The following is a 20,671-nucleotide window of genomic DNA, read 5'->3' as shown; positions in this document are numbered from 1 at the left end:
ACGCCCACGTCCACAAGGTGTCACCTGCGTTGAGACCGGTCTCAAAAATAATCACCGGCTCAACAGTCTCTGATGTTTAAACCTGCAAAAACGGATGAGCTATGAAATCGCAAACCAAAACGGGCAAACGGCCTGGCATGCTGTTCGGCACTGTGTTCAGCAAGACGTTCAGCACCCTGCTCGCACTCTGTGCACTTTCGTTCTCTACGCTGGCTGCCAGCGATGACAATCCCTACGGCCTGATCAAATCGGGCCAGCTACGCGTCGCCAGCGTCGGCGATTCCAGACCTTATACCTTCACCGATGCCAGCGGTCAGTTCACCGGCTTTGACGTCGAATTCTTTAAAAATGTCGCCCATCGCATGGGAATCGATAAGGTCGATTTTGTCGGTCAGGACTTCTCCGCCATCATGCCGGCGGTCGCCAACGGTCAGTATGATGCGGCGGTCGCGGCGATCGGCATCACCCCGGCACGGGAAAAAACCGTCGATTTCTCTACTGGCTATCTGGCGGGCTTTCTCACCGTGCTGACCCGCAGCGACAGCGGCGTGAAGAATGTCGCCAGTCTGGCAAAACGGCGGCTCGGTGTAGTTCAGGGCACGCTGCAGGAGAGCTACGCGGTCGAACACTTCACCCAGACCGACATCGTGCGCTTCCCGGATAACAACAGCGCGGTCTCGGCGCTCAATAATGGCACACTCGACGCCATCTTCCTCGACTATGAGGCTGCCAAAAGCTACGCCGACCGCTTCAAGCTGGTCTCTGCTGCCGATATCCCCTCTTTTGATGCCCCAGCCGGTATCGCCATCGCCAAAGGCAAACCTGCCTTTAAGGCCGCACTGGACAGCGCCATTAAAGCGGCGATGCAGGACGGCACCTGGCAGCGGCTCTATCAGAAGTGGTTCCCCGGCTCGCCAATGCCCAAACAGTATCTGCCTGGCGGTCAGTAAAGCGGCGGACGTTCGCGTCCTGAGTTAACCGGGGAATGCCCCGCACTGCATGGAGACGGCGATGGACTTGCTCACGATTCTTTCCCGCACCTTCTTTGATTTTTCCTCAATGAGGGAAGTACTGCCGCAGATGCTGACCACCGGGCTGGTGAATACGGTGATTATCTCGCTGGCGGCCACCCTGCTTGGCACACTGTTTGGCCTGCTGTTGGCGCTGATGGGCATTTCGCCCTCTCGCTGGCTGCGCCTGCCCGCCCGGCTGTATACCGATCTGTTTCGCGGTCTGCCGTCGATTCTGACCATCCTGCTGATTGGTCAGGGCCTGGCGCGATTCAGCTATCAGCTGTTCGGTCCGACGCCTTACCCGCTGGGGATCTTCGCCCTCAGCCTGATTGCCAGCGCCTACATGGGAGAGATTTTCCGCGCCGGCATTCAGAGCGTCGAACGCGGCCAGATGGAAGCCTGTCGCGCGCTGGGGATGAGCTATGGCCGGGCGATGCGGCTGGTGGTGATCCCGCAGGGGATCCGCCGGGTGCTGCCCGCCATCGTCAATCAGTTCATCGCCATCATTAAAGACTCGTCGCTGGTCTACCTGCTGGGGCTGATGACCCAGCAGCGTGAGCTGTTTCGCGTCGGTCAGGATGCGGCGGTGCTGACCGGCAATCTGTCGCCGCTGATGCTGGCCGGGCTGTTCTATCTGATCATCACCGTGCCGCTGACGCACATGGTCAACTACGTGGATGTGCGTTACCGCACCGGCCGCCGTCGCCTGACCGCGCCACAAAGTGGTTTAAAAGAGGTGGAGGAAGTCAGACGGCCCAACGGCGCGCTGGCCACTCACCCGCTGACCGGAGGCAACCATGAATAACCGCTCAACCAGCGCCAGCTGGCACGGAGCCAGCCTGGAGCTGCGCGATCTGACCCTCGCCTATGGCCCGATTGAGGTGCTGCGTAACGTCTCGCTGCGAGTCGCGCCTGGCAGCACTACCTGCATTATCGGGCCATCCGGCTCGGGCAAATCGACCCTGCTGCGCGGTATTAACCGGCTGCATGAACCGAAATCGGGCGATGTGCTGCTGGCCGACCGATCGGTACTGCGCGACAAACCGGACGCACTGCGGCTGCGGATTGGCATGGTGTTTCAGCACTTCAACCTGTTTCCCGATCACAGCGCGCTGGAGAACGTGGCGCTGGCCCCGTGGCGCGTTAAAGGCTTGCCCAAAGCGCAGGCGATGGCGATTGCCCGTCAGCGGCTGGAAGAGGTTGGTCTGGGTCCGCGCGCCGATCACCGGCCACGCGATCTCTCCGGCGGCCAGCAGCAGCGGGTGGCGATTGCCCGCGCGCTGGCGATGGATCCGGAGGTGATGCTGTTTGATGAGGCGACCTCGGCGCTCGATCCCGAACTGGTGAAAGGCGTACTGACGCTGATGGCCGATCTCTGTCGTCGCGGCATGACGATGGTGGTGGTAACGCATGAAATGGGCTTTGCGCGCAAAGTGGCGGATCAGGTGGTGTTTATGGACGAAGGCGAGATTGTCGAAGCCGGGCCGCCAGCCGCTATTTTCGATGCGCCGCAGTCGCCGCGCCTGCAACGTTTTCTCTCTGAAGTGCTGTAACTGAGTAAGGAACCTCATAATGGCGGTAAAAACTGAAATGAAAGTGGTGGTGCTGGGCGGTGGCGTGCTGGGCGTATCGACGGCGCTCGAGCTGGCGAAACGCGGGGCAGCGGTAACCTTAGTGACCGAAGCCGCGCTCTGCTCCGGCGCCTCAGGACGCTCGCTGTCGTGGCTCAACTCAGCGGGCGAGCGGTCGAAACCTTATCATGCGCTACGCATGGCCGGCATCGATCGCTATCGCACCCTGTTTGCCCGGCATCCGACACTCGACTGGCTGCGGTTTGACGGCGGGATCTGCTGGTCGGACAGTGACGTTACCGCGACGGAGGCGCGCCACGCCTATGAAAAAGCCCACGGCTATGATTCACAGCTGATCACGGCTGAAAACGTGGCGCAGGCGGATGCCGCGGTCGATCCCGATGCGCTGGCGGCCCAGGCAATATTTAATCCCGGTGAAGGCTGGGTCAGCCTGCCGCATCTGGTGGATTATCTGGTCAATCAGTTCCGCGCACTGGGCGGCGAAGTGGTAGAACACGCCGGTAAAGCCAGCGTGATCACCGATCGGGGCCGGGCCTGCGGCATTCGTAGCGATAAAGGCGAGCTGCGCGCCGATGCGGTGCTGGTTGCCTGCGGTCCCTGGACGCCGGATGTGGTGGCACCGCTCGGTGTGACTATCCCCAACGGCTCGCCGGTTTCGATGCTGGTGATCACCGAACCATCCGCCCAGCCGCTGAAAGCGGTGCTGAACACCCCGCGCGCCGCGGTTCGTCCCAATCCTGGCAACCGTTTTGCGCTCGATCACGACTGGTATGAAGCTGATATCCAGCCGCTGGCCGACGGGGAATACCGGATTGATGAGCAGGTGGTGGCGCAGTTGGCGCAGGAAGCCAGCCGGTTACTGCGTGGCGATCGGCCGCTCAAAGCTGAGAGCTGGAAGATTGGACTCAAGCCGATTCCGGGCGATGGCGATCCGGTGCTGGGTGAACTGCAAAAGGTGCCGGGCTGTTACGTGGCGTTCAGCCACTCCGGTGCCACGCTGGCGCTGATTGTCGGGGAATTACTGGCGGACGAGATGGTCAGCGGCGAAAAACATCCGATGCTGGCCAGCTTTGGTGCGGAGCGTTTCAGCTAAAAAAAAGCCGGTCGTGCTGACCGGCTGATTTTTGATCCGCTGATGTTAACCGCGGAAAAAGATGTCGCCCGATTTCCCCATGACAATTTTGCCGGTGTCATTGGTGATCAGGATGTAATTGGCGTTGATGTAGGCCCAGTGGGTATTCTCCTGCGGCGCCGGCAGATTACGTTTTTGCCACTCAACGATGGTGTAGGTTTTATCGGTGTATTTCTCTGGCACCGTATCGCCGACTTTATACTCTTTGTAGTCGATGATGATGGTGTTGAGATCGTAGTTCGGTTGTCCGCCATTGGATGGCGACGGCGTGGTCGGCGTAATGCCATCGTTCGATTGTGAGCTGGATGGCGCCTGCGTCTGCGCCGCACCGGCATCCGGCTGAGCGTTAGCGGCATCGGGCTGCGGTTGGGTTGCAGGATTGGCGGGCTGAATCTGTGGCGGCGGCGGAACGGTATCCGTTGCTTCACCGGCGGCCTGCACTGCAGGGATCAGGCTCAGCGAGCCAACCAGTAATCCCATTGAGAAAAGTACACGTTGAGTCCTGCGCATAATGATTTCCACGTTAAATTGATTTTAGTGACAGTAGACAGGCTAAAGACACTCTTTATAGCGAGTCAGTTCCCCTCTCGTCAAAGCTAAGTGTAAGGAAAGACGACGCTATTCGCTTCACCGCGCACCGGTTACTGTCCGACCACTCTATCCTTAGTTGCCTGATCGACCAACAACGCAATGCCTGAATCGCTGCTCCATTTTGCAGCACCACAATCGCAATCCCATTGGCGCTATCGTAGCCGATAAAGCTGGCATAGCCGCCAATGTAGCCAGCGAATGGATATTCGGATGGAAGCGTTGACGCAAAATGTAGCCGGGCAGCGCATAGCCGGAACTGGAGTAATGCGGCCACGCACCGCCGCCGCAGAGAAATCGGCGAGATAATCGAGCAGCGTATCGCTGTCGGGCGTAACCGGATAGCGGTGCAGCCGATCGGGCACGCCATAGGCGTAAATTGTGCCGGGCCGCGAGGCTCCGAATGAGAGCAGGCTACAGCAGGATCAGCGATCGGAGCCTGCGGCTGTGCGCTGTCCTCCCGCGGCGTGACGTCCTCATCCGGCGGGAGAAAAAGTCTGTTCTCATTTTTTATTATAATAATCAGTCAATTAATTTGAACAGTCGTTTAACAAACCCGATTTTGCGCAAAATGTCTTACAAAGCAGCCAGCGGCTATAGCGCACTCAACCGGTTAAAAGTGGCACTCAACGCGGATTCACAGCCGCCGCGTCGGGGTTATCGCCTGCCCGGAAAAAAGCCCGTCAGACCGCAGGTAAGCTGTGTTGCGGCGCGCAAGGGTGTACACTGCTGCGGCTTTATGGCGTGAACGCCGTGCTCACATTTTTGAAATGCCCGGGAGGCAACCGCATGAAAGAAGGCCCACTGTCCGAGAAAGAGCTGCAATGGCTGGAAGATATGCTGGAAAAATATGGCAGCGAAGCGTCGATTCTTGATGTCTCTGAACTGGATGGCCTGCTGACCGCGGTGCTGTCCGGCCCGACCACTGTCGAACCGAGCAAATGGCTGGTGGCGCTGTGGGGTGGCGAGAAGCGGATCCCAAAATGGAGCAACGAACGTGAGATGACACGTTTTATGGAGCTCTGTTTTCAGCACATGAATGACGTGGCTGACCGGCTCTCTGAGTTTCCTGAGCAGTTCGAACCGCTGTTTGGCATCCGTGAGATGGAAGGTCTGGAATTTACCGTGGTTGAAGAGTGGTGCTTCGGCTACATGCGCGGCGTGTCGCTGACCGACTGGTCTGCCCTGCCACAGGATCTGCAACCGGCGCTGGATGCCATCGCCCTACACGGCGTGGAAGAGAACCTCGAAAAACTGGATGCGATGACGCCGGACGAGATGGAAGCCAGCATTGAGGCGATCCGCCCGGCTGCGCTGGCGCTGCACGATCACTGGATCTCCCAGCCCGAAGCGGTGCCGGAGCCTCAGAAGCCGATCTCAGTAGAAAAACTGCCTGGCCGCAACGATCCCTGCCCGTGCGGCAGCGGTAAAAAATATAAGCAGTGCTGCCTGCATTAATTCATCACTGGCCGGAGCGGGATCGCCGCCCGGCCTGCCTCGCCCGACGATCCTGCCGCTGCGCTGACGATCGCCCCGATCCCTCCAGGATCAACATCCCGCCACCGCTGGCACGCCAGACTGCTCACGACTTGAACAGCCATGCGCTTATCGCTAAGGTAAGCGCGAATTTTCCCGCCAGGAACGCATCATGATTACCATCGCGCTTATTGACGATCATCTTATCGTCCGCTCCGGGTTTGCCCAGCTGCTGGGGCTGGAACCCGATTTTCAGGTTGTGGCCGAGTTTGGATCGGGCCGTGAGGCGCTGGCGGGTTTACCGGGACGCGGCGTACAGGTTTGCATTTGCGACATCTCAATGCCCGATCTCTCCGGACTGGAGCTGCTGAACCAGCTGCCCGCGGGCTTAGCCACCATCATGCTGTCGGTACACGACAGTCCGGCACTGGTCGAACAGGCGCTTAACGCCGGCGCGCGCGGTTATCTCTCCAAACGCTGTCGCCCCGATGAGTTGATCGCCGCGGTGCGCACGGTTTCCGCCGGTGGCTGTTACCTGACGCCGGAGATTGCCCTTAAGCTGGCCGCCGGTCGCCAGGACCCGCTGACCCGCCGCGAACGCCAGGTGGCCGAGAAACTATCGCAGGGGATGCCGGTAAAAACCATTGCAGCCGAGCTGGGGCTGTCGCCCAAAACCGTTCACGTTCATCGCGCCAACCTGATGGAAAAACTCGGCGTCAGCAACGACGTCGAGCTGGCGCGCCGCATGTTTGACGGCTGGCAATGACGCCGCTTCTGTCGCGGCTGATATCGGTGGCCGCCAGCGTCTGCATCTTCTCGGCGGCCTGGTTCTGCCTGTGGAGCATCAGCCTGCATCTGGTGGAACGACCCGAGCTGGCGGTGCTGCTGTTTCCGTTTGGCCTGCGGCTGGGGCTGATGCTGCAGTGTCCGCGCGGTTACTGGCCGGTACTGCTGGTCAGCGAGTGGCTGCTGCTGATCTGGCTGTCGCACGAAGTCGCGCTGGCCCATCTGCCACTGCTGATGCTCGGCGGCGTGCTGACATTGCTGCCGGTGGCGCTGATCTCCCGTTACCGCCACCAGCGCGACTGGCGCACGCTGCTGCGTCAGGGTGCCGCGCTGATCGCCGCCGCGCTGCTGCAATCGCTGCCGTGGGCCGGTCAGCAGGAGGTGCTGAACGCCCTGCTGTTGACGCTCACCGGCGGGCTGACGCTGGCTCCGACCTGCCTGGTTATCTGGCACTATCTCACCCGCACCCGCTGGCAGCCGCTGGGCCCGGCGCTGGTCTCCCAGCCGGTTTACTGGCGCGCCCGGCACCTGATCGGGTATCTGCTGCTGTTTATTATCAGCCTGGGATTGCAGCTTGGCCTGCCGGCGGAGCTGTCGCGCTTTACGCCGTTTTGTCTGGCGCTGCCGATTATCGCGCTGGCGTGGCACTACGGCTGGCAGGGTGCGCTGATCGCCACCCTGATGAACGCCATTGCCCTGATTGCCAGCCAGACCTGGCACGATCATCCGGTCGATCTACTGCTGTCGCTGCTGGCGCAAAGCCTGACCGGGCTGCTGCTGGGTGCCGGTATCCAGCGGCTGCGTGAGCTTAATCAGTCGCTGCAGCATGAGCTGGCGCGCAACCGGCGGCTGGCTGAACGTCTGGTGGAGACCGAAGAGAGCGTACGCCAGGAGGTGGCGCGTGAGCTGCACGATGACATCGGCCAGACCATCACCGCGATCCGTACCCAGGCGGGCATCGTCCAGCGACTGGCGCCCGATAATGGCCGGGTGATCCAGAGCGGCGCGCACATCGAGCAGCTGTCGCTGGGCGTGTACGATTCGGTGCGGCGGCTGCTGGGACGGTTACGACCGCGTCAGTTAGACGATCTCTCGCTGGAGCAGGCGGTCCGCTCGCTGATGCGCGAGATGGAACTCGACGATCGCGGCATCGTCAGCCATCTCGACTGGCACGTTGATGAGAGCCTGCTCAGCGAAGGCCAGCGCGTCACGCTGTTTCGCGTCTGCCAGGAAGGCCTGAACAATATCGTGAAACACGCCAGCGCCCGTGCGGTAACGCTCAAAGGCTGGCAGCAGGATGAACGGGTGATGCTGGTGATTGAAGATGATGGCTGCGGCCTGCCGTCCGGTTCCGGCCAGCAGGGTTTTGGTCTGGCCGGGATGCGCGAACGGGTAGCCGCGCTGGGCGGCACGCTGGCGATATCCTGTACCCACGGCACCCGCGTCAGCGTCCATTTGCCGCTGCGTACGGTGTGAGGAGTGAATGTGTTTAGCTTTCTGAAAACCCCGGCCAACGCCGCGCCGCTGCAGGATAAAGCGGAGATCGATCGCCGCTATCGCTACTGGCGACGACACATCATGATGACCATCTGGCTGGGCTACGCGCTGTTCTATTTCACCCGCAAAAGTTTCAACGCCGCGGCTCCGGAGATCCTCGCCAGCGGCGTGATGACCCGCACCGATATCGGCCTGCTGGCGACGCTGTTTTACATCACCTACGGCCTGTCGAAATTTTTCTCCGGCATCGTCAGCGACCGCTCCAACGCCCGCTACTTTATGGGGCTGGGGCTGATTGCCACCGGGGTGGTAAACATCCTGTTCGGCTTCTCCACCTCGCTGTGGGCCTTTGCCCTGCTGTGGGCGGTTAACGCCTTTTTCCAGGGCTGGGGCGCGCCGGTCTGCGCCCGCCTGCTGACCGCCTGGTATTCGCGTAACGAGCGCGGCGGCTGGTGGGCGTTGTGGAACACCGCGCACAACGTCGGCGGCGCACTGATTCCAATGATGATCGGGGCGGTGGCGCTGCACTACGGCTGGCGCAGCGGGATGATGGTGGCGGGCGGATTAGCGATTCTGGCTGGTCTGTTTCTCTGCTGGCGACTGCGCGATCGGCCTCAGACCGTTGGCCTGCCGGAGGTCGGCGACTGGCGGCAGGATGAGATGGAGATGGCGCAGCAGCAGGAAGGCGCGGGCCTGAGCCGCAAAGCGATCCTCACCCGCTACGTGCTGCTGAACCCTTACATCTGGCTGCTGGCGCTGTGTTACGTGCTGGTTTACGTGGTGCGCGCGGCGATCAACGACTGGGGCAACCTCTATATTTCAGAGACGCTGGGCGTCGATCTGGTGACCGCCAATTCGGCGGTGACGATGTTTGAGCTGGGCGGATTTATCGGCGCGCTGGTGGCCGGCTGGGGATCGGACAAGCTGTTTAACGGCAACCGCGGCCCGATGAACCTGATTTTCGCCGCCGGGATCCTGCTGTCGGTGGGATCGCTGTGGCTGATGCCGTTCACCAGCTACGTGATGCAGACGGCGTGCTTTTTCACCACCGGCTTCTTTGTCTCGGGTCCGCAGATGCTGATTGGCATGGCGGCGGCCGAGTGTTCTCACAAGGATGCGGCGGGTGCGGCGACCGGCTTTGTCGGGCTGTTCGCCTATCTTGGCGCGTCGCTCTCCGGCTGGCCGCTGGCGTGGGTGATCGACAGCTGGCACTGGAGCGGCTTCTTTGCGGTGATTGCGATTGCGGCCGGGATCTCCGCGCTGCTGCTGCTGCCGTTTCTCAATGCGCAGGCACCGCGTCCGGTCGACGAAGCGTGATGCGCCTCTCTTTTTTGCCGCATATCGGGCAAAACTAAGACATTTTCCTGGTTTCGCCTGGCGGCTGTCTCAGGCCTGGCGGGCGGCTGATTTTTACAATGCCAGCCATTCGCTGCCCGTTGCAGCTTTTCCAACCAGGAGAACCCCCATCCATGCTGGCCTTTCTTAATCAGGTGCGCAAACCGACCCTGGACCTGCCGCTCGACGAGCGGCGCAAGCTGTGGTTCAGACCTTTTATGCAGTCCTATCTGGTGGTGTTTATCGGCTACCTGACCATGTATCTGATCCGCAAAAACTTCAACATTGCGCAGAACGACATGATCACCACCTACGGGCTGAGCATGACGCAGCTGGGGATGATCGGCCTCGGCTTCTCGATCACCTACGGCGTGGGTAAAACGCTGGTCTCCTATTACGCCGATGGCAAAAACACCAAGCAGTTCCTGCCGTTTATGCTGATCCTGTCGGCCATCTGTATGCTCGGCTTCAGCGCCAGCATGGGTACCGGATCGGTCAGCCTGTTTCTGATGATTGCGTTTTATGCTTTAAGCGGATTCTTCCAGAGTACCGGCGGCTCCTGCAGCTACTCCACCATCACCAAATGGACCCCGCGCCGCAAGCGTGGCACCTATCTGGGAATGTGGAACATCTCGCACAACCTCGGCGGTGCCGGTGCGGCTGGCGTGGCGCTGTTTGGTGCCAATTATCTGTTCGACGGCCATGTGATAGGGATGTTTATCTTCCCGTCGATCATCGCGCTGATTGTTGGCTTTATCGGTCTGCGTTTCGGCAGTGATTCACCGGAGTCCTATGGGCTGGGCAAAGCCGAAGAGCTGTTTGACGAAGTGCTGAGCGAAGAGGATCAGGAAGCCGAAGATGAGTCGATGACCAAATGGCAGATCTTTGTTGAGTACGTGCTGAAAAACAAAGTGATCTGGCTGCTCTGCTTCGCCAACATCTTCCTCTATGTGGTGCGCATCGGCATCGATCAGTGGTCAACCGTCTATGCGTTTCAGGAGCTAAAGCTCTCTAAAGAGATGGCGATTCAGGGCTTTACCCTGTTTGAGGTCGGCGCGCTGGTCGGCACGTTGCTGTGGGGCTGGTTATCCGATCTGGCCAACGGTCGTCGCGGGCTGGTGGCCTGTGTGGCGCTGGCGCTGATTATCGCCACGCTGGGGATCTATCAGCATGCCAGCAACCAGTATATCTATCTGGCCTCGCTGTTCGCGCTCGGCTTTCTGGTGTTTGGTCCGCAGCTGTTAATCGGCGTCGCAGCGGTCGGCTTTGTGCCGAAAAAAGCCATCGGCGCAGCGGATGGCATCAAAGGCACCTTCGCCTATCTGATTGGTGACAGCTTCGCCAAACTGGGCCTGGGCATGATCGCCGACGGCACGCCGATATTCGGCCTGACCGGCTGGGCCGGCACCTTTGCCGCGCTGGATGCTGCCGCTATCGCCTGTATCACTCTGATGGCGATGGTAGCGGTAATGGAAGAGCGCAAAATCCGCCGCGAGAAACGGCTGCAGCGGCTGAAGATGGCGTGATGTTGGGTTAGTGATAAGGTAATCGCAACGGCCAGCGTGGCGGAGAGAAGTGCTCTCTGCTGCGCTGGCCGCTCTTTCATTAAAAGGTTAGTTAACAGGGCTGGTGCCGCGCAGATGCCTGCATTTCACCGGCGCGCCGCTGGTTGCTTCACTATGTGAAGCAAAAAAACGATTCAATCTTTGCTCCACCTCACGCAATCCTCGCCCGTTCCGACATGCTCCGCCTAAAGCTCATACGCTCATTCCATCAGCCAACCGATGCACTCATCGTTATCACCTTCAGGAGAGCGTATGGATCATTCAGCCCGCCAGTACGGTATTAAGGTCGCGCCGACGACAGTTAAACGTTCGCCCAGACGCACCGCCAAAATTATGATGTCTGCCGGGATAGGTCACTTTATCGAGTGGTTTGACTTTGGCTTGTACGGCACCCTGGCGGCGATTATCGCCAGCAACTTTTTTGTCAGCGCCGATCCCGCGACCGCACTGTTAAAGTCTTTCGCCGTGTTCGGTTCCGGCTTTCTTATGCGTCCATTGGGCGGGCTGTTCTTTGGCTCAATGGGCGATCGTCTGGGCCGACGCAAAGTGCTGGTCACGGTGATTGTGATTACCTCACTCTCAACCTTTGTGATGGGGATTTTGCCGACCTGGCACCAGGCAGGCATTATCGCTCCTATCCTGCTGGTGATAACCCGGCTGGTGCAGGGCTTTGCGGCGGGCGGTGAAAGCTCTGGCGTTATCACTTATCTGGCCGAAAGCGCCGCACCGAACCGGCGGGCTACGCTCACCTGCTGGAGCGAAAACTTCAGCTTTATGGCCTTTGTTTGTGGCTCAGGGCTGGTACTGCTGCTGACCCATGCGTTAGGCGACGCCGCAATGAACGACTGGGGATGGCGTATTCCCTTTCTGCTTGCCGCACCGCTCGGCCTGGGTGGGCTTTATATGCGTCGCAATATGGAAGACTCGGCTGCGTTTCATAAGCTGCAGGCCAGCGGAAAGATCGAGAAATCGCCGCTGCGCAAAACGCTCAGCTCATCCGGCCGCGCCCTGCTTTTCTGCGTCGGCTTTGTGGTGGTTAAAGCGGTCAGCAGCTGGGTGCTGCAATCCTTTATGCCGGGCTACCTCTCCACCCACCTGCATTACAGCCGGACCGACGCTTATCTCATCACCACGCTGGGCTTGCTCAGTGTCGCTGTCTGTATGCCACTTACCGGCTATCTTTCCGATCGCTGGGGCCGCCGTCCGTTGATGCTGATGGGATGTGGCGGCTTCATTCTGCTGACCTATCCCGCCATGCTGCTGATGACGCAAGGCTCGGTGATGACGTCGATAGCCGCTATGAGCCTGCTGGGCGTATTTGTCGCCATGTTTAACGGCGGCTGTGGCGCAGCGATGGTGGAGCTGTTTCCCACCGCGATTCGCTACGGCGGCATTGCCGTCGCCTACAACCTGACGGTGGCGGTGTTTGGTGGCGTCACGCCTCTGGCCTCAGCCAGCCTGATTGCCTGGACCGGCGATCCGCTCTCTCCCGCCTGGTACGTGATGATCACTGCCCTCGTCTCTTTTATTGCGGTGTGGTTCGCCAAAGAGACCGCCGGCAAAATCCTTGATTAATCTGAACCGGAGTTACTATGCAAATCAGTCAGGTTGAATGCTTTCCGCTCAAAGTTGCCGCTGACCAGATCTATCTGGGCGGCAAGGCTGCTGACGATGAAGCGGATTATTATTACCGTCCTGAATACCGCTGCGTCTATTCCCGCAAGATGGAAACCTGCCTGGTAAAGATTACCACCCGCGACGGCCACGTCGGCTGGGGCGAGGCGCTGGCACCGGTGGTGCCTCAGGTGATTGCTGAACTGATCAACCAGCTGTTCAGGCCGTTAATTATCGGTCGTTCGCCCTTCGATAGCGCCGTGCTGAATTCACGCATGTACGATGCGATGCGCGATCGCGGCCATATCACGGGCTACCATATTGATGCGCTGGCCGCCGTAGATATCGCCCTGTGGGATCTTAAAGGCCAGATCCTCAATTTACCGGTGTATCAACTGCTCGGGGGAGCCTACCGCGAGACCATTCCTTGCTATGTCTCCGGCTTGCCGGAACCGGATCTGGAATCCCGTGCGCTGCTGGCCAGACGCTGGCAGGAAAAGGGGTTCAATGCCTTTAAGCTGGCATTGGGTTATGGCGTCAGCGAAGACATCCACAATGTGAAAGTTATCCGTGAAGCGCTCGGCCCGGAAGCACAACTGTTCGTTGATGCCCACTGGAATTACAGCGTTGCCGAAGCGAGTGAACTCGCACAGCGCCTGCATGCGCTCGGTGTTGGCTTCCTTGAGGCGCCGCTGCTGCCTGAAGATGTTACCGGTCATCGTGAACTGCGCGCCAAAAGCCCGATTGCCATTGCGCTGGGTGAAACGGAACGCACCCGCTACCAGTTTAAGCCGCTGATTGAGCAACGCGCCGCAGATATTCTGCAACCTGACGTAGGCCGCACCGGGATCAGTGAACTGATGCATATCGCCGCGCTGGCGGAAACCTGGAACCTGCGTGTAGCCCCTCATCTCAGCGTGGGTCAGGGGCCGTGTATCGCCGCCTCAATCCATGCCGCTGCTGCGATACCTAATCTTTTCATGCTTGAGTACCAGCCTCCGGTTTTCAACGTCGCTAATCAGCTACTTAAACAGCCGCTGGTCTGTGAACAAGGCGCGTATCAGTTGCCACAGGGTGCCGGACTGGGGATTGAAATCGATGAAGATCGTCTACGCAAACATCTGACGGAGGCAACATGCTAAAAGGTAACGTACCCATTCTGGCAACCGCATTTACTGAACAAGGCGAGCTGGATCTTGCCTCGGTTGAACGCCTGGTCCACTTTCTGTTGCAGCAGGGTGTTGATGGCCTGGCACTGTTTGGCAACGCCTCTGAAGGTTATGCCCTGACGCAGGATGAGAAGCAGGCGCTTTTTTACTGCGTCAAAAAACAGGTCGGCGATTTGCCGCTGGTTGCGGCGGCGGGCGGCGCCTCTTCAGCCGTCGCGATTGATGAGATCAACCGGGTACAGCGTTGGGGTGCCGATATCGCCATGGTCAATCCACCTGCCGTGGTTAAACCCGGCCCGGAAGAACTCTATCGCTTCTGGCGCGATATCTGTCAGGCGTGCAGCATCGATATCATGATTCAGGATGCACCGCTGATGACCGGCGTGACCATGCCGGTGACGACGCTGGTCCATGTTTGCGAAGATTTCCCGGCCATTAAGTACATCAAAGTTGAGCAGCCGCCGACGACGCTAAAAATCAGCGCGCTGAAACAGGCATTAGGCGATCGGGTCGGCCTGTTTGGCGGCCTGAATGCCGGCTTTCTGTTTGAAGAGCTCTGCCGGGGGATAACCGGCACGATGCCCGCCTGCGAATTTCCGGACGTGATTAATACCATTCTTCACTGCTGGCATCAGGATCGAAAAGCAGCCCAGAGCCATTTTTACCGTTACCTGCCCTTTCTTCGCTACGGTGTCCAGCCCGGTATCGGCGTGGCTATTCATAAAACCGTGCTGCACCGGGCGGGTATTTTTGCCAGTGATTACGTCCGCGAACCGGCAAAGAGTCTGGATGAGATAACCCGTCAGGAGCTGAAGGAACTGACCGATGCGCTGCCGCTGGCGGTACTGGAGAGGCAGGCATGAACTATATCGCGGTCGACTGGGGCACCAGTAATTTTCGGGCGCTGAGCGTACGAGATGGCAGGATGATCAAAACGATCCAGGCAGACTGCGGGGTCGGTAAATGCCAGCGCGATGCCTTGCCGTTAATATTGCAGCAGCAACTGTTACGGCTCAGCGAGGCTTATGATGAACAGCTGCCGGTTATATTGTGCGGCATGATTGGCAGCAATATCGGCCTCGCCGATGCGGGCTATCTCACTCTACCGCTTAGCTTCAGCGCGCTTTTCGGTAAAGGGCAGCCGCTGCCGGGGATTATCCCGAACCCGGTGAGTCTGCGTCCGGGGATCTGTGACCGACGGGTGAATGAAATCTGCCGTGGAGAAGAGATGCAACTGGCCGGCGGGTTGATGCTCTCTGCTGCGCAGAACTTTGCCGCTGTTGGCACCCACAGTAAGTGGCTCAGAATCGATCGACAACAGCAGCAGGTGACCCGATTGCAGACGCTGATGACCGGTGAGCTCTATGCGCTATTGCTTAACCATTCGGTGCTGGGTAAAGGATTGCCCGAGCAATGCTGGTCAGATGAAGCCTTTTTAAGCGGCATTGAAACGGCGCAGACTATTCAGCATCAGCAAACCGATTTGGTTAGCGAACTATTTCGCTGTCGGGGTCGTTATATCCTTAATGCGCTTGCGGCAGAGGCGGCCTCTGCATGGTTATCCGGGTTACTGATTGGCCATGAAGTTTTATTGGGTGCTACCGGCCCGGAGACGATCTGTTTTATCGGCAGTGAAAGCCTGTTAGCGCATTACCGGCTGGCCTGTGAGGCGCTTAATCAACCGGCAGAATTTCTGCCTGCGGAAACCGCCTTAATAGCCGGTCTGAATGAGGTATTCCGCCATGACTATTAGCTCACGGGTTATCGCTATATTACGCGGCATTCGTCCGGAAGAGGTTAATCAACATATTCGCTGCCTGCTGGATAATGACATCAGCCAGATAGAAATCACCACTAACTCGCCTGACTGGCAATCCACTATTCAGGGAGCGGTTAAGCACTTCGGTCCCCGCCTGAATATTGGTGCAGGAACGGTAGTGAATAGCCGCCAGGTCGATGAAAGCCTTGCCGCCGGAGCCCGGTTTATTCTTACACCCAATCTTAATCCGCAGCTGATAGCCGAAGCGAAAAGGCAGGGATTAGCGGTGTATGCCGGAGTGTTTAGCGCCAGCGAAATTTTCCTTGCTGCCGAACTGGGTGTGGCGGTGATGAAAATATTCCCGGCCTGCGCATTGCCGGTTAATTATCCGCAACTGATCAAAGGCCCGCTCTCTCAGCCGGTCCGGTTTTCAGCGGTCGGCGGGATAACGGTTGATAATGCGGCTGACTATCTGGTTCATTATGACAGTGTCGGGATAGGTTCGTCGCTATACCGGCCCGGACAGTCGGTTGCCGAAACGGCGAAGCGCTGTAAACTGTTAATTTAAAAAAGGCAGCGGTTCGCCACTGATTTTTTTCGCGGCAGATATCAGGTACAAACTTAACATCTCAACGTCCATCTTTTCACTGTTGATATTGGATAAGGCGATGGCCGCTGGCATGCCAGGGATATTACATGCCAGTCGATAATCATGCTGACCATAGGCTTTGGCGAACACCTGATGGCGGCGTGCCTGTTCGATATCATTTTTAAGTAGCCGATAATCATGAATACCGATTTGACCGATAATTTCCTCATCACTCATCGCTGATAATAATTTGATGCCAATCACCGAGTCATGAACCGGATAGGATTGATAATTCCCGATAGCACGGGCAATACTTTCTCCTCCGCGTGTATGGATGATATAGACCACATTGGTGCCGCTCAGGACGCCGATAACAATAGAAATAGCCGGATTTCCGCTCTCTTCCAGAATGCCGATCACCGCATTATAAAACGCTGAATTATGGATAGCGTAAGCCGAGAGACGATGGATACCGATGCCGAGGCTGTATTTGCGCCGCGCATCGCGATGCACCATATCCAGCGCCAGCAGCGTTTTCATCAGGCGCGTTATTTTGGCCGAGTCGAGCGACAGTTCACGTCCCATTTCGCGAATGCCTTGCGGCCGGCTCGCTGAAGCGAGCAGCTCCAGGCAGCGGAAAGCGTCATAGACGGTACTGTTCATGATGAGCTCCGGGTACGGGCGTGAGTCATGCCGTTATTCTCCAGCCTTTGCTGATGCAAGCAACCCGCAATGGTCAGATCTGGAACCTGTTTCAAATGCTGAGAGGAATGGGGCTTTTAAAGCTGGTTCTGTGAGGAGCGGGTGCAACTGAATGATTGGTAAAAGCACTACGGTTGAGAGATCAGCGTTTAGGATGCAAATGAGCATAGGAATTTCGGGATAACGAAATTAGCTAAACCGCCTACAACCCGCTGGAGCTGATTCAATCGACATACGAAGTGTCAGAGAACACGACCAGACATGCTTTTGTAACGGGTACTGGCCCTGCCAGAAACACTATTATTGCTCCAGACAGGCAGTTGAAAATGAATACTCGCTGAAAAACTCATCCATCAGTTCTTCGACTTCTCACACATCCAATTACATATCCAGCTCAGCCTCGGATATGATTAATCGTTTCAATTTCTCATTATTGAATAATTAAAAGCCTTTATGACTTCTGGATAATGCGAAAATGTGTTACTTAATTTCATCTACCATGATTTTTTCATTACCTTTCGTTATACGATTGAAATCACCTAATGGCCATAATTGATCTGCCATGGCGTCACAGAAAATAACAAACAGTATTCTGAGCCATTATAGTTGGATACCCTGCATAAAATCAGGTTCCGTTTAGTTCTTCTGGCGTATACGTTACAAAATCCCTATAAGCTTGTGTGGGATTTTTTTAGTTATGCCAGAGGGCATCCGGATAAAAGAATTGTTAATGCTTGTTGTGGTGCTGAGAGGTTGTAATTGAATATCTCATTACAACCCTTCATGTCTTGCCGGATGCTTCAGCGCTAAAAGCGAACTTAAGCATCTGTAATAAAAATTCTTCAGGTCCGTACATTCCAGTCATCTGTGTACTGCACATTGCCATCAACATAACGCCAGGTGATTTTGTCGTACATAAGGGAAACAGATTCCATATGGTTAATCTGTAAATTACCGGTCATTTTGGTATTTGGCATTCCCGGATTGATGCCAGTAATTTTTACGCCCTCAATGGTCATAATAAAATAGCACTCTTCCTGTCCCGCATAATTAATACGATACCAGCGAATTTCGGCGCTTTTCAGCGTCTGTCCTGTTGCGACAGCCTTGTAAAGATAAGGGCTGGCACTATCGAATTCTTTTTCAATCATCATTGGCGAGTGTGAGCGCTTACCGGTAATTTTACCGTTAGCACTGTCTACCGGAATGTTCAGGCCATGACTAAAACCGACAATTTCAATACTTCCTTCACGTTCCTGAACATCAACTGAACCTTTGATGTCAGCACCGCCGTCATCTTTGAGCCACATATACGCGGGAACAGGCATTTTACAAACTCCTTTTGAATGTCATTTTCTTTTTAATTAAGCTGTAGCAGGTAATCGTCAATAGCAGGTTTAAGACTACCAACGTCGCCAGAGTAAATGCTGAAAACACCTCTTCATCTGGTAAAAAAACGTGATAAGGCAGGCAGCGGAACAGTATCCAAAAAATAAATGTGAACGCGAATATCTTTGCTAATCGGCGTAATGTTGAAAAAGCCCACTCTTTAACCAGGAAAACCGATCTGGTTTTATGCCTGATGCCGTTGAAAGCAGTGAGAACCGCGCTCATGACAGGAACACCGATCAGTGTGTTTATTAAGAGACTAATGTAAACCTGTAACGCTTCCCAGGGCTCCGGGTCAGGCTCACCCAGAATGAAATGGGTAAACCTCTCTGCGCTTTGAAAATCAAATAATGCCGTAATTGCATCAACTAAACCATCATAGGGAACCACTTTAGCCACGATCAGCATAATTGCATTAAACAGCGCTATTTTTATAAAAAGATTAAGAGCATGTTTTGCCACTGGCAATTACCTCAATCGTTCCGTAGGCCATTAGTTGCTTCATACAAGGAACCGCTATCTTTTGCGTTCTCAGTAATGCGTTACGTAACATGGCATAATCAGAGTCATGCGGAAGCGTAATACATCCTTCGGATAGTGCGCCCGGATGCAAACGAAAGTTACCTCGCTTGACGTTCTCTACCCATGTGTAATCATCGATCGTCCAATCATCCCGCCATATTGCGAACCATTCGGAATGCCTGAACGTAGCGCCGCTGGCAAAGTGGTTATAAATATCCCTGACACCGGCATTTAATTGTGATTTGAGCCCTCCCTGAGGACGGTCAACAATCCAGTATTTACCTGCTGGTACAGGCCCCTCTCCGGAAATCATTCCACAGGCTCCACGATTGCGGTAAGCGCCATTGCCAGAGAACGCTAAGAACGTTCCCACGCCCGGAAAGAATAAGGGTGAGTAGTAAGCATCATTAATTACAAACTTTCCATGTAAAGCCATAATCATCCCTTATTCAGGCTAGTTGATTGATAATGCTACAGGCGATTTTCCAACCTTTATAGTGGAAGTCAGACCCATTGGAAAATTAATGAGGACAAAAGGGGTAAAGATTTACAATGATTATTATAAGATTGTTATAATTATATCGCTTTTGTTTAACATTCTGAAGGCAATGTTACTTTCATTATCTTTACCCGAGACAAACACTCCATATAAGAGCGTTTGTGTAAATGATTTTTCAGGGAAAGATCGAGGAGTGATTATGCTGATTATCATATTTCGAAATTAAGCATGGGCATGCCATTCGAACCAATAATATTTACAGTAAATTTTCATGGTAGCCGGTTCAGGAAACTGTGGCGGATGGTCCCGGGACAGACCAGTAGCGGTAAGCAATAAGAGTAAGGTGTCAGGCAAAAAGTTTGACGCAACGTCGTGCCTGTATTCTGACAGGCTTGTCTTTGTCGGCCAGCCGCAATGATGACGTCCGGCAGTGGATGCTTATTTATTCGGGCACATTCTGAACTTGTGTTGTAGCTCAGATACTTTGGCTAACGCCGTGTCTGGCGGCGCCCCAACCTTATCTGGTCAATAGAATTTTGAGATGGATGCGCGCTCCAGCGATCGCGGATCAGGTGCCTGTCCTGTATTGATGTCTTCACGAAGCAGAGCCTAACCATCTGCGTCGCTTTCAGGATTTCAAACCTTCAGTGATATGCATTCTGGGCAGTTTTGAAGGATCCGGCGACTTACACCCAAGGCAGATAAAACTATGTCGTAGTTCTTGCTTGGTACAGGGTGCAGTCGAAGATTGGCTAACATGTTGTAATACGGCTCACGTATTCACAAAAACGTTGCCATGAAGACTTCTGTGTAAATGCTTTCTCAATAAGTAAAACCCATGCGTTCAGAGACGATAATATTTAAACGGCTCATTAACAAACCCAGGCTCCTCGGCAGTAAGTTCCATTCCTGTAACGCTGTCTGACTCGCCAGCTAAACTAGCTTTTGCACCGAGTCGTCAGTCGAGTACACCTTGCTTTTTTTGATAGTATCGGCCTCCCTTCTTCAGGTGCAATTCCTCCTCAAACATTGAGCACAGGGTTAACATATGGACAAGTCTGCTTGTAGGCTCTGGTTGTTAGAACAATCTACTTCCCTGCTTTTCGCTTCAGCCAGCATTTGGTTTTGATGATGTAATTATCTTAATAAAAACTTCCATGAATACAAACAATTAAACTTAAAATCGCAAAGTAGATTCATGTATTTTGACTTAGAATATAACTCTCATCATTTTTTGTTTGTAAAGTTCTCTTAATCATCCTGTACCATGAAAGATAAATTATTGATTATGATATCTATTGCTACTTAAGTAAAATTTCCGTGAATTGATAGCTCATGAATCAATGAAATCATTAGCCTGCGATCAATTATCTTTTGATATTATTAACAATAAAATTTTCCTTACTTCTACCTACCAATATTAGTAATTGAAGTCCTATTAATA

General features: G+C 55.4%; 19 protein-coding genes and 1 pseudogene. 14 read left to right on the top strand and 6 right to left on the bottom strand.

Going from position 1 to position 20,671, the window contains the following annotated elements; genetic code table 11:
* Window positions 1-137 precede the first annotated feature (137 nt).
* From ACX3P5_RS02310 to ACX3P5_RS02295, 4 genes are all read left to right on the top strand, one after another.
* The gene (locus ACX3P5_RS02310; RefSeq protein ID WP_458969167.1) at window positions 138-950 is read left to right on the top strand and encodes an ABC transporter substrate-binding protein; all 813 of its coding nucleotides are present in this window, start codon (window positions 138-140) and stop codon (window positions 948-950) included.
* A gap of 61 nt (window positions 951-1,011) precedes the next feature.
* Entirely contained in the window at window positions 1,012-1,818 is an 807-nt protein-coding gene (locus ACX3P5_RS02305; protein ID WP_069728476.1) for an amino acid ABC transporter permease, read from the top strand.
* A complete protein-coding gene (locus tag ACX3P5_RS02300) occupies window positions 1,811-2,566 on the top strand; it encodes an amino acid ABC transporter ATP-binding protein (RefSeq protein WP_046289175.1) in 756 nt (251 codons plus the stop codon). Before ACX3P5_RS02305 ends, ACX3P5_RS02300 begins: the two co-directional genes overlap by 8 nt.
* 19 nt (window positions 2,567-2,585) lie before the next feature.
* On the top strand, window positions 2,586-3,698 hold the full coding sequence (locus tag ACX3P5_RS02295; protein WP_233985392.1) for an NAD(P)/FAD-dependent oxidoreductase: 1,113 nt from the start codon (window positions 2,586-2,588) through the stop codon (window positions 3,696-3,698).
* A 45-nt stretch (window positions 3,699-3,743) separates the two neighbouring features.
* Here the strand turns inward: ACX3P5_RS02295 and ACX3P5_RS02290 are convergent, their stop codons facing one another.
* A complete protein-coding gene (locus ACX3P5_RS02290) occupies window positions 3,744-4,247 on the bottom strand; it encodes an RcnB family protein (RefSeq protein ID WP_233985393.1) in 504 nt (167 codons plus the stop codon).
* A 131-nt stretch (window positions 4,248-4,378) separates the two neighbouring features.
* Window positions 4,379-4,521, bottom strand: a pseudogene (locus tag ACX3P5_RS02285) (serine hydrolase domain-containing protein); the annotation flags it as partial.
* A 593-nt stretch (window positions 4,522-5,114) separates the two neighbouring features.
* Between ACX3P5_RS02285 and ACX3P5_RS02280 the strand changes: the two are divergent.
* The 10 genes from ACX3P5_RS02280 (at window position 5,115) to ACX3P5_RS02235 (ending at window position 16,094) form a co-directional block, all read left to right on the top strand.
* The gene (locus ACX3P5_RS02280) at window positions 5,115-5,783 is read left to right on the top strand and encodes a YecA/YgfB family protein (RefSeq protein WP_336755890.1); all 669 of its coding nucleotides are present in this window, start codon (window positions 5,115-5,117) and stop codon (window positions 5,781-5,783) included.
* A 190-nt stretch (window positions 5,784-5,973) separates the two neighbouring features.
* Window positions 5,974-6,567, top strand: coding sequence for a transcriptional regulator UhpA (uhpA, locus tag ACX3P5_RS02275; RefSeq protein ID WP_458968247.1), 594 nt, complete (start codon window positions 5,974-5,976; stop codon window positions 6,565-6,567).
* Window positions 6,564-8,063, top strand: coding sequence for a signal transduction histidine-protein kinase/phosphatase UhpB (gene uhpB, locus ACX3P5_RS02270; protein ID WP_458968246.1), 1,500 nt, complete (start codon window positions 6,564-6,566; stop codon window positions 8,061-8,063). Before uhpA ends, uhpB begins: the two co-directional genes overlap by 4 nt.
* A gap of 9 nt (window positions 8,064-8,072) precedes the next feature.
* Window positions 8,073-9,401: an MFS transporter family glucose-6-phosphate receptor UhpC gene (uhpC, locus tag ACX3P5_RS02265; protein WP_458968245.1), complete on the top strand. Its 1,329-nt coding sequence runs from the start codon at window positions 8,073-8,075 to the stop codon at window positions 9,399-9,401.
* Between the two features lie 152 nt (window positions 9,402-9,553).
* The gene (uhpT, locus tag ACX3P5_RS02260) at window positions 9,554-10,945 is read left to right on the top strand and encodes a hexose-6-phosphate:phosphate antiporter (RefSeq protein WP_458968244.1); all 1,392 of its coding nucleotides are present in this window, start codon (window positions 9,554-9,556) and stop codon (window positions 10,943-10,945) included.
* Window positions 10,946-11,317: 372 nt separating this feature from the next.
* Window positions 11,318-12,559, top strand: a complete 1,242-nt coding sequence (locus tag ACX3P5_RS02255; RefSeq protein ID WP_233988224.1) for an MFS transporter — start codon at window positions 11,318-11,320, stop codon at window positions 12,557-12,559.
* Window positions 12,560-12,576: 17 nt separating this feature from the next.
* Window positions 12,577-13,740: a mandelate racemase/muconate lactonizing enzyme family protein gene (locus tag ACX3P5_RS02250; RefSeq protein WP_458968243.1), complete on the top strand. Its 1,164-nt coding sequence runs from the start codon at window positions 12,577-12,579 to the stop codon at window positions 13,738-13,740.
* Complete coding sequence (locus ACX3P5_RS02245; RefSeq protein ID WP_458968242.1) at window positions 13,734-14,630, top strand: dihydrodipicolinate synthase family protein; 897 nt, start codon at window positions 13,734-13,736, stop codon at window positions 14,628-14,630. Before ACX3P5_RS02250 ends, ACX3P5_RS02245 begins: the two co-directional genes overlap by 7 nt.
* The gene (locus tag ACX3P5_RS02240) at window positions 14,627-15,520 is read left to right on the top strand and encodes a 2-dehydro-3-deoxygalactonokinase (protein ID WP_458968241.1); all 894 of its coding nucleotides are present in this window, start codon (window positions 14,627-14,629) and stop codon (window positions 15,518-15,520) included. The genes ACX3P5_RS02245 and ACX3P5_RS02240 overlap by 4 nt, the downstream gene beginning before the upstream one ends.
* Complete coding sequence (locus tag ACX3P5_RS02235) at window positions 15,510-16,094, top strand: bifunctional 4-hydroxy-2-oxoglutarate aldolase/2-dehydro-3-deoxy-phosphogluconate aldolase (RefSeq protein ID WP_458968240.1); 585 nt, start codon at window positions 15,510-15,512, stop codon at window positions 16,092-16,094. The genes ACX3P5_RS02240 and ACX3P5_RS02235 overlap by 11 nt, the downstream gene beginning before the upstream one ends.
* Here the strand turns inward: ACX3P5_RS02235 and ACX3P5_RS02230 are convergent.
* From ACX3P5_RS02230 to ACX3P5_RS02215, 4 genes are all read right to left on the bottom strand, one after another.
* Window positions 16,086-16,778 (bottom strand): helix-turn-helix domain-containing protein, encoded by a 693-nt coding sequence (locus ACX3P5_RS02230; RefSeq protein ID WP_458968239.1) that lies wholly within the window; start codon window positions 16,776-16,778, stop codon window positions 16,086-16,088. The two genes, ACX3P5_RS02235 and ACX3P5_RS02230, sit on opposite strands and share 9 nt — an antisense overlap.
* An 881-nt stretch (window positions 16,779-17,659) precedes the next feature.
* On the bottom strand, window positions 17,660-18,145 hold the full coding sequence (locus ACX3P5_RS02225) for an Hcp family type VI secretion system effector (protein ID WP_458968238.1): 486 nt from the start codon (window positions 18,143-18,145) through the stop codon (window positions 17,660-17,662).
* Window position 18,146: 1 nt separating this feature from the next.
* A complete protein-coding gene (locus tag ACX3P5_RS02220; RefSeq protein WP_458968237.1) occupies window positions 18,147-18,668 on the bottom strand; it encodes a hypothetical protein in 522 nt (173 codons plus the stop codon).
* Complete coding sequence (locus ACX3P5_RS02215) at window positions 18,649-19,164, bottom strand: DUF2778 domain-containing protein (protein WP_458968236.1); 516 nt, start codon at window positions 19,162-19,164, stop codon at window positions 18,649-18,651. Before ACX3P5_RS02215 ends, ACX3P5_RS02220 begins: the two co-directional genes overlap by 20 nt.
* Window positions 19,165-20,671: the final 1,507 nt, after the last annotated feature.

Source organism: Pantoea sp. S-LA4, from assembly GCF_054482835.1.
The sequence above is the reverse complement of the archived record's forward strand: the minus strand, read 5'-3'. Positions and strand labels throughout refer to the sequence as shown.

Bases quoted from the DNA above. Each gene is read 5' to 3' on its own strand.
- ACX3P5_RS02310 (WP_458969167.1), top strand. From the start codon at position 138: ATGCTGTTCGGCACTGTGTTCAGCAAGACGTTCAGCACCCTGCTCGCA.
- ACX3P5_RS02240 (WP_458968241.1), top strand. From the start codon at position 14,627: ATGAACTATATCGCGGTCGACTGGGGCACCAGTAATTTTCGGGCGCTG.
- ACX3P5_RS02295 (WP_233985392.1), top strand. From the start codon at position 2,586: ATGGCGGTAAAAACTGAAATGAAAGTGGTGGTGCTGGGCGGTGGCGTG.
- ACX3P5_RS02230 (WP_458968239.1), bottom strand. From the start codon at position 16,778: ATGAACAGTACCGTCTATGACGCTTTCCGCTGCCTGGAGCTGCTCGCT.
- ACX3P5_RS02225 (WP_458968238.1), bottom strand. From the start codon at position 18,145: ATGCCTGTTCCCGCGTATATGTGGCTCAAAGATGACGGCGGTGCTGAC.
- ACX3P5_RS02255 (WP_233988224.1), top strand. From the start codon at position 11,318: ATGATGTCTGCCGGGATAGGTCACTTTATCGAGTGGTTTGACTTTGGC.
- uhpB (WP_458968246.1), top strand. From the start codon at position 6,564: ATGACGCCGCTTCTGTCGCGGCTGATATCGGTGGCCGCCAGCGTCTGC.
- ACX3P5_RS02250 (WP_458968243.1), top strand. From the start codon at position 12,577: ATGCAAATCAGTCAGGTTGAATGCTTTCCGCTCAAAGTTGCCGCTGAC.
- uhpA (WP_458968247.1), top strand. From the start codon at position 5,974: ATGATTACCATCGCGCTTATTGACGATCATCTTATCGTCCGCTCCGGG.
- ACX3P5_RS02300 (WP_046289175.1), top strand. From the start codon at position 1,811: ATGAATAACCGCTCAACCAGCGCCAGCTGGCACGGAGCCAGCCTGGAG.
- ACX3P5_RS02245 (WP_458968242.1), top strand. From the start codon at position 13,734: ATGCTAAAAGGTAACGTACCCATTCTGGCAACCGCATTTACTGAACAA.
- ACX3P5_RS02235 (WP_458968240.1), top strand. From the start codon at position 15,510: ATGACTATTAGCTCACGGGTTATCGCTATATTACGCGGCATTCGTCCG.
- uhpT (WP_458968244.1), top strand. From the start codon at position 9,554: ATGCTGGCCTTTCTTAATCAGGTGCGCAAACCGACCCTGGACCTGCCG.
- ACX3P5_RS02280 (WP_336755890.1), top strand. From the start codon at position 5,115: ATGAAAGAAGGCCCACTGTCCGAGAAAGAGCTGCAATGGCTGGAAGAT.
- ACX3P5_RS02290 (WP_233985393.1), bottom strand. From the start codon at position 4,247: ATGCGCAGGACTCAACGTGTACTTTTCTCAATGGGATTACTGGTTGGC.
- ACX3P5_RS02215 (WP_458968236.1), bottom strand. From the start codon at position 19,164: ATGGCTTTACATGGAAAGTTTGTAATTAATGATGCTTACTACTCACCC.
- ACX3P5_RS02305 (WP_069728476.1), top strand. From the start codon at position 1,012: ATGGACTTGCTCACGATTCTTTCCCGCACCTTCTTTGATTTTTCCTCA.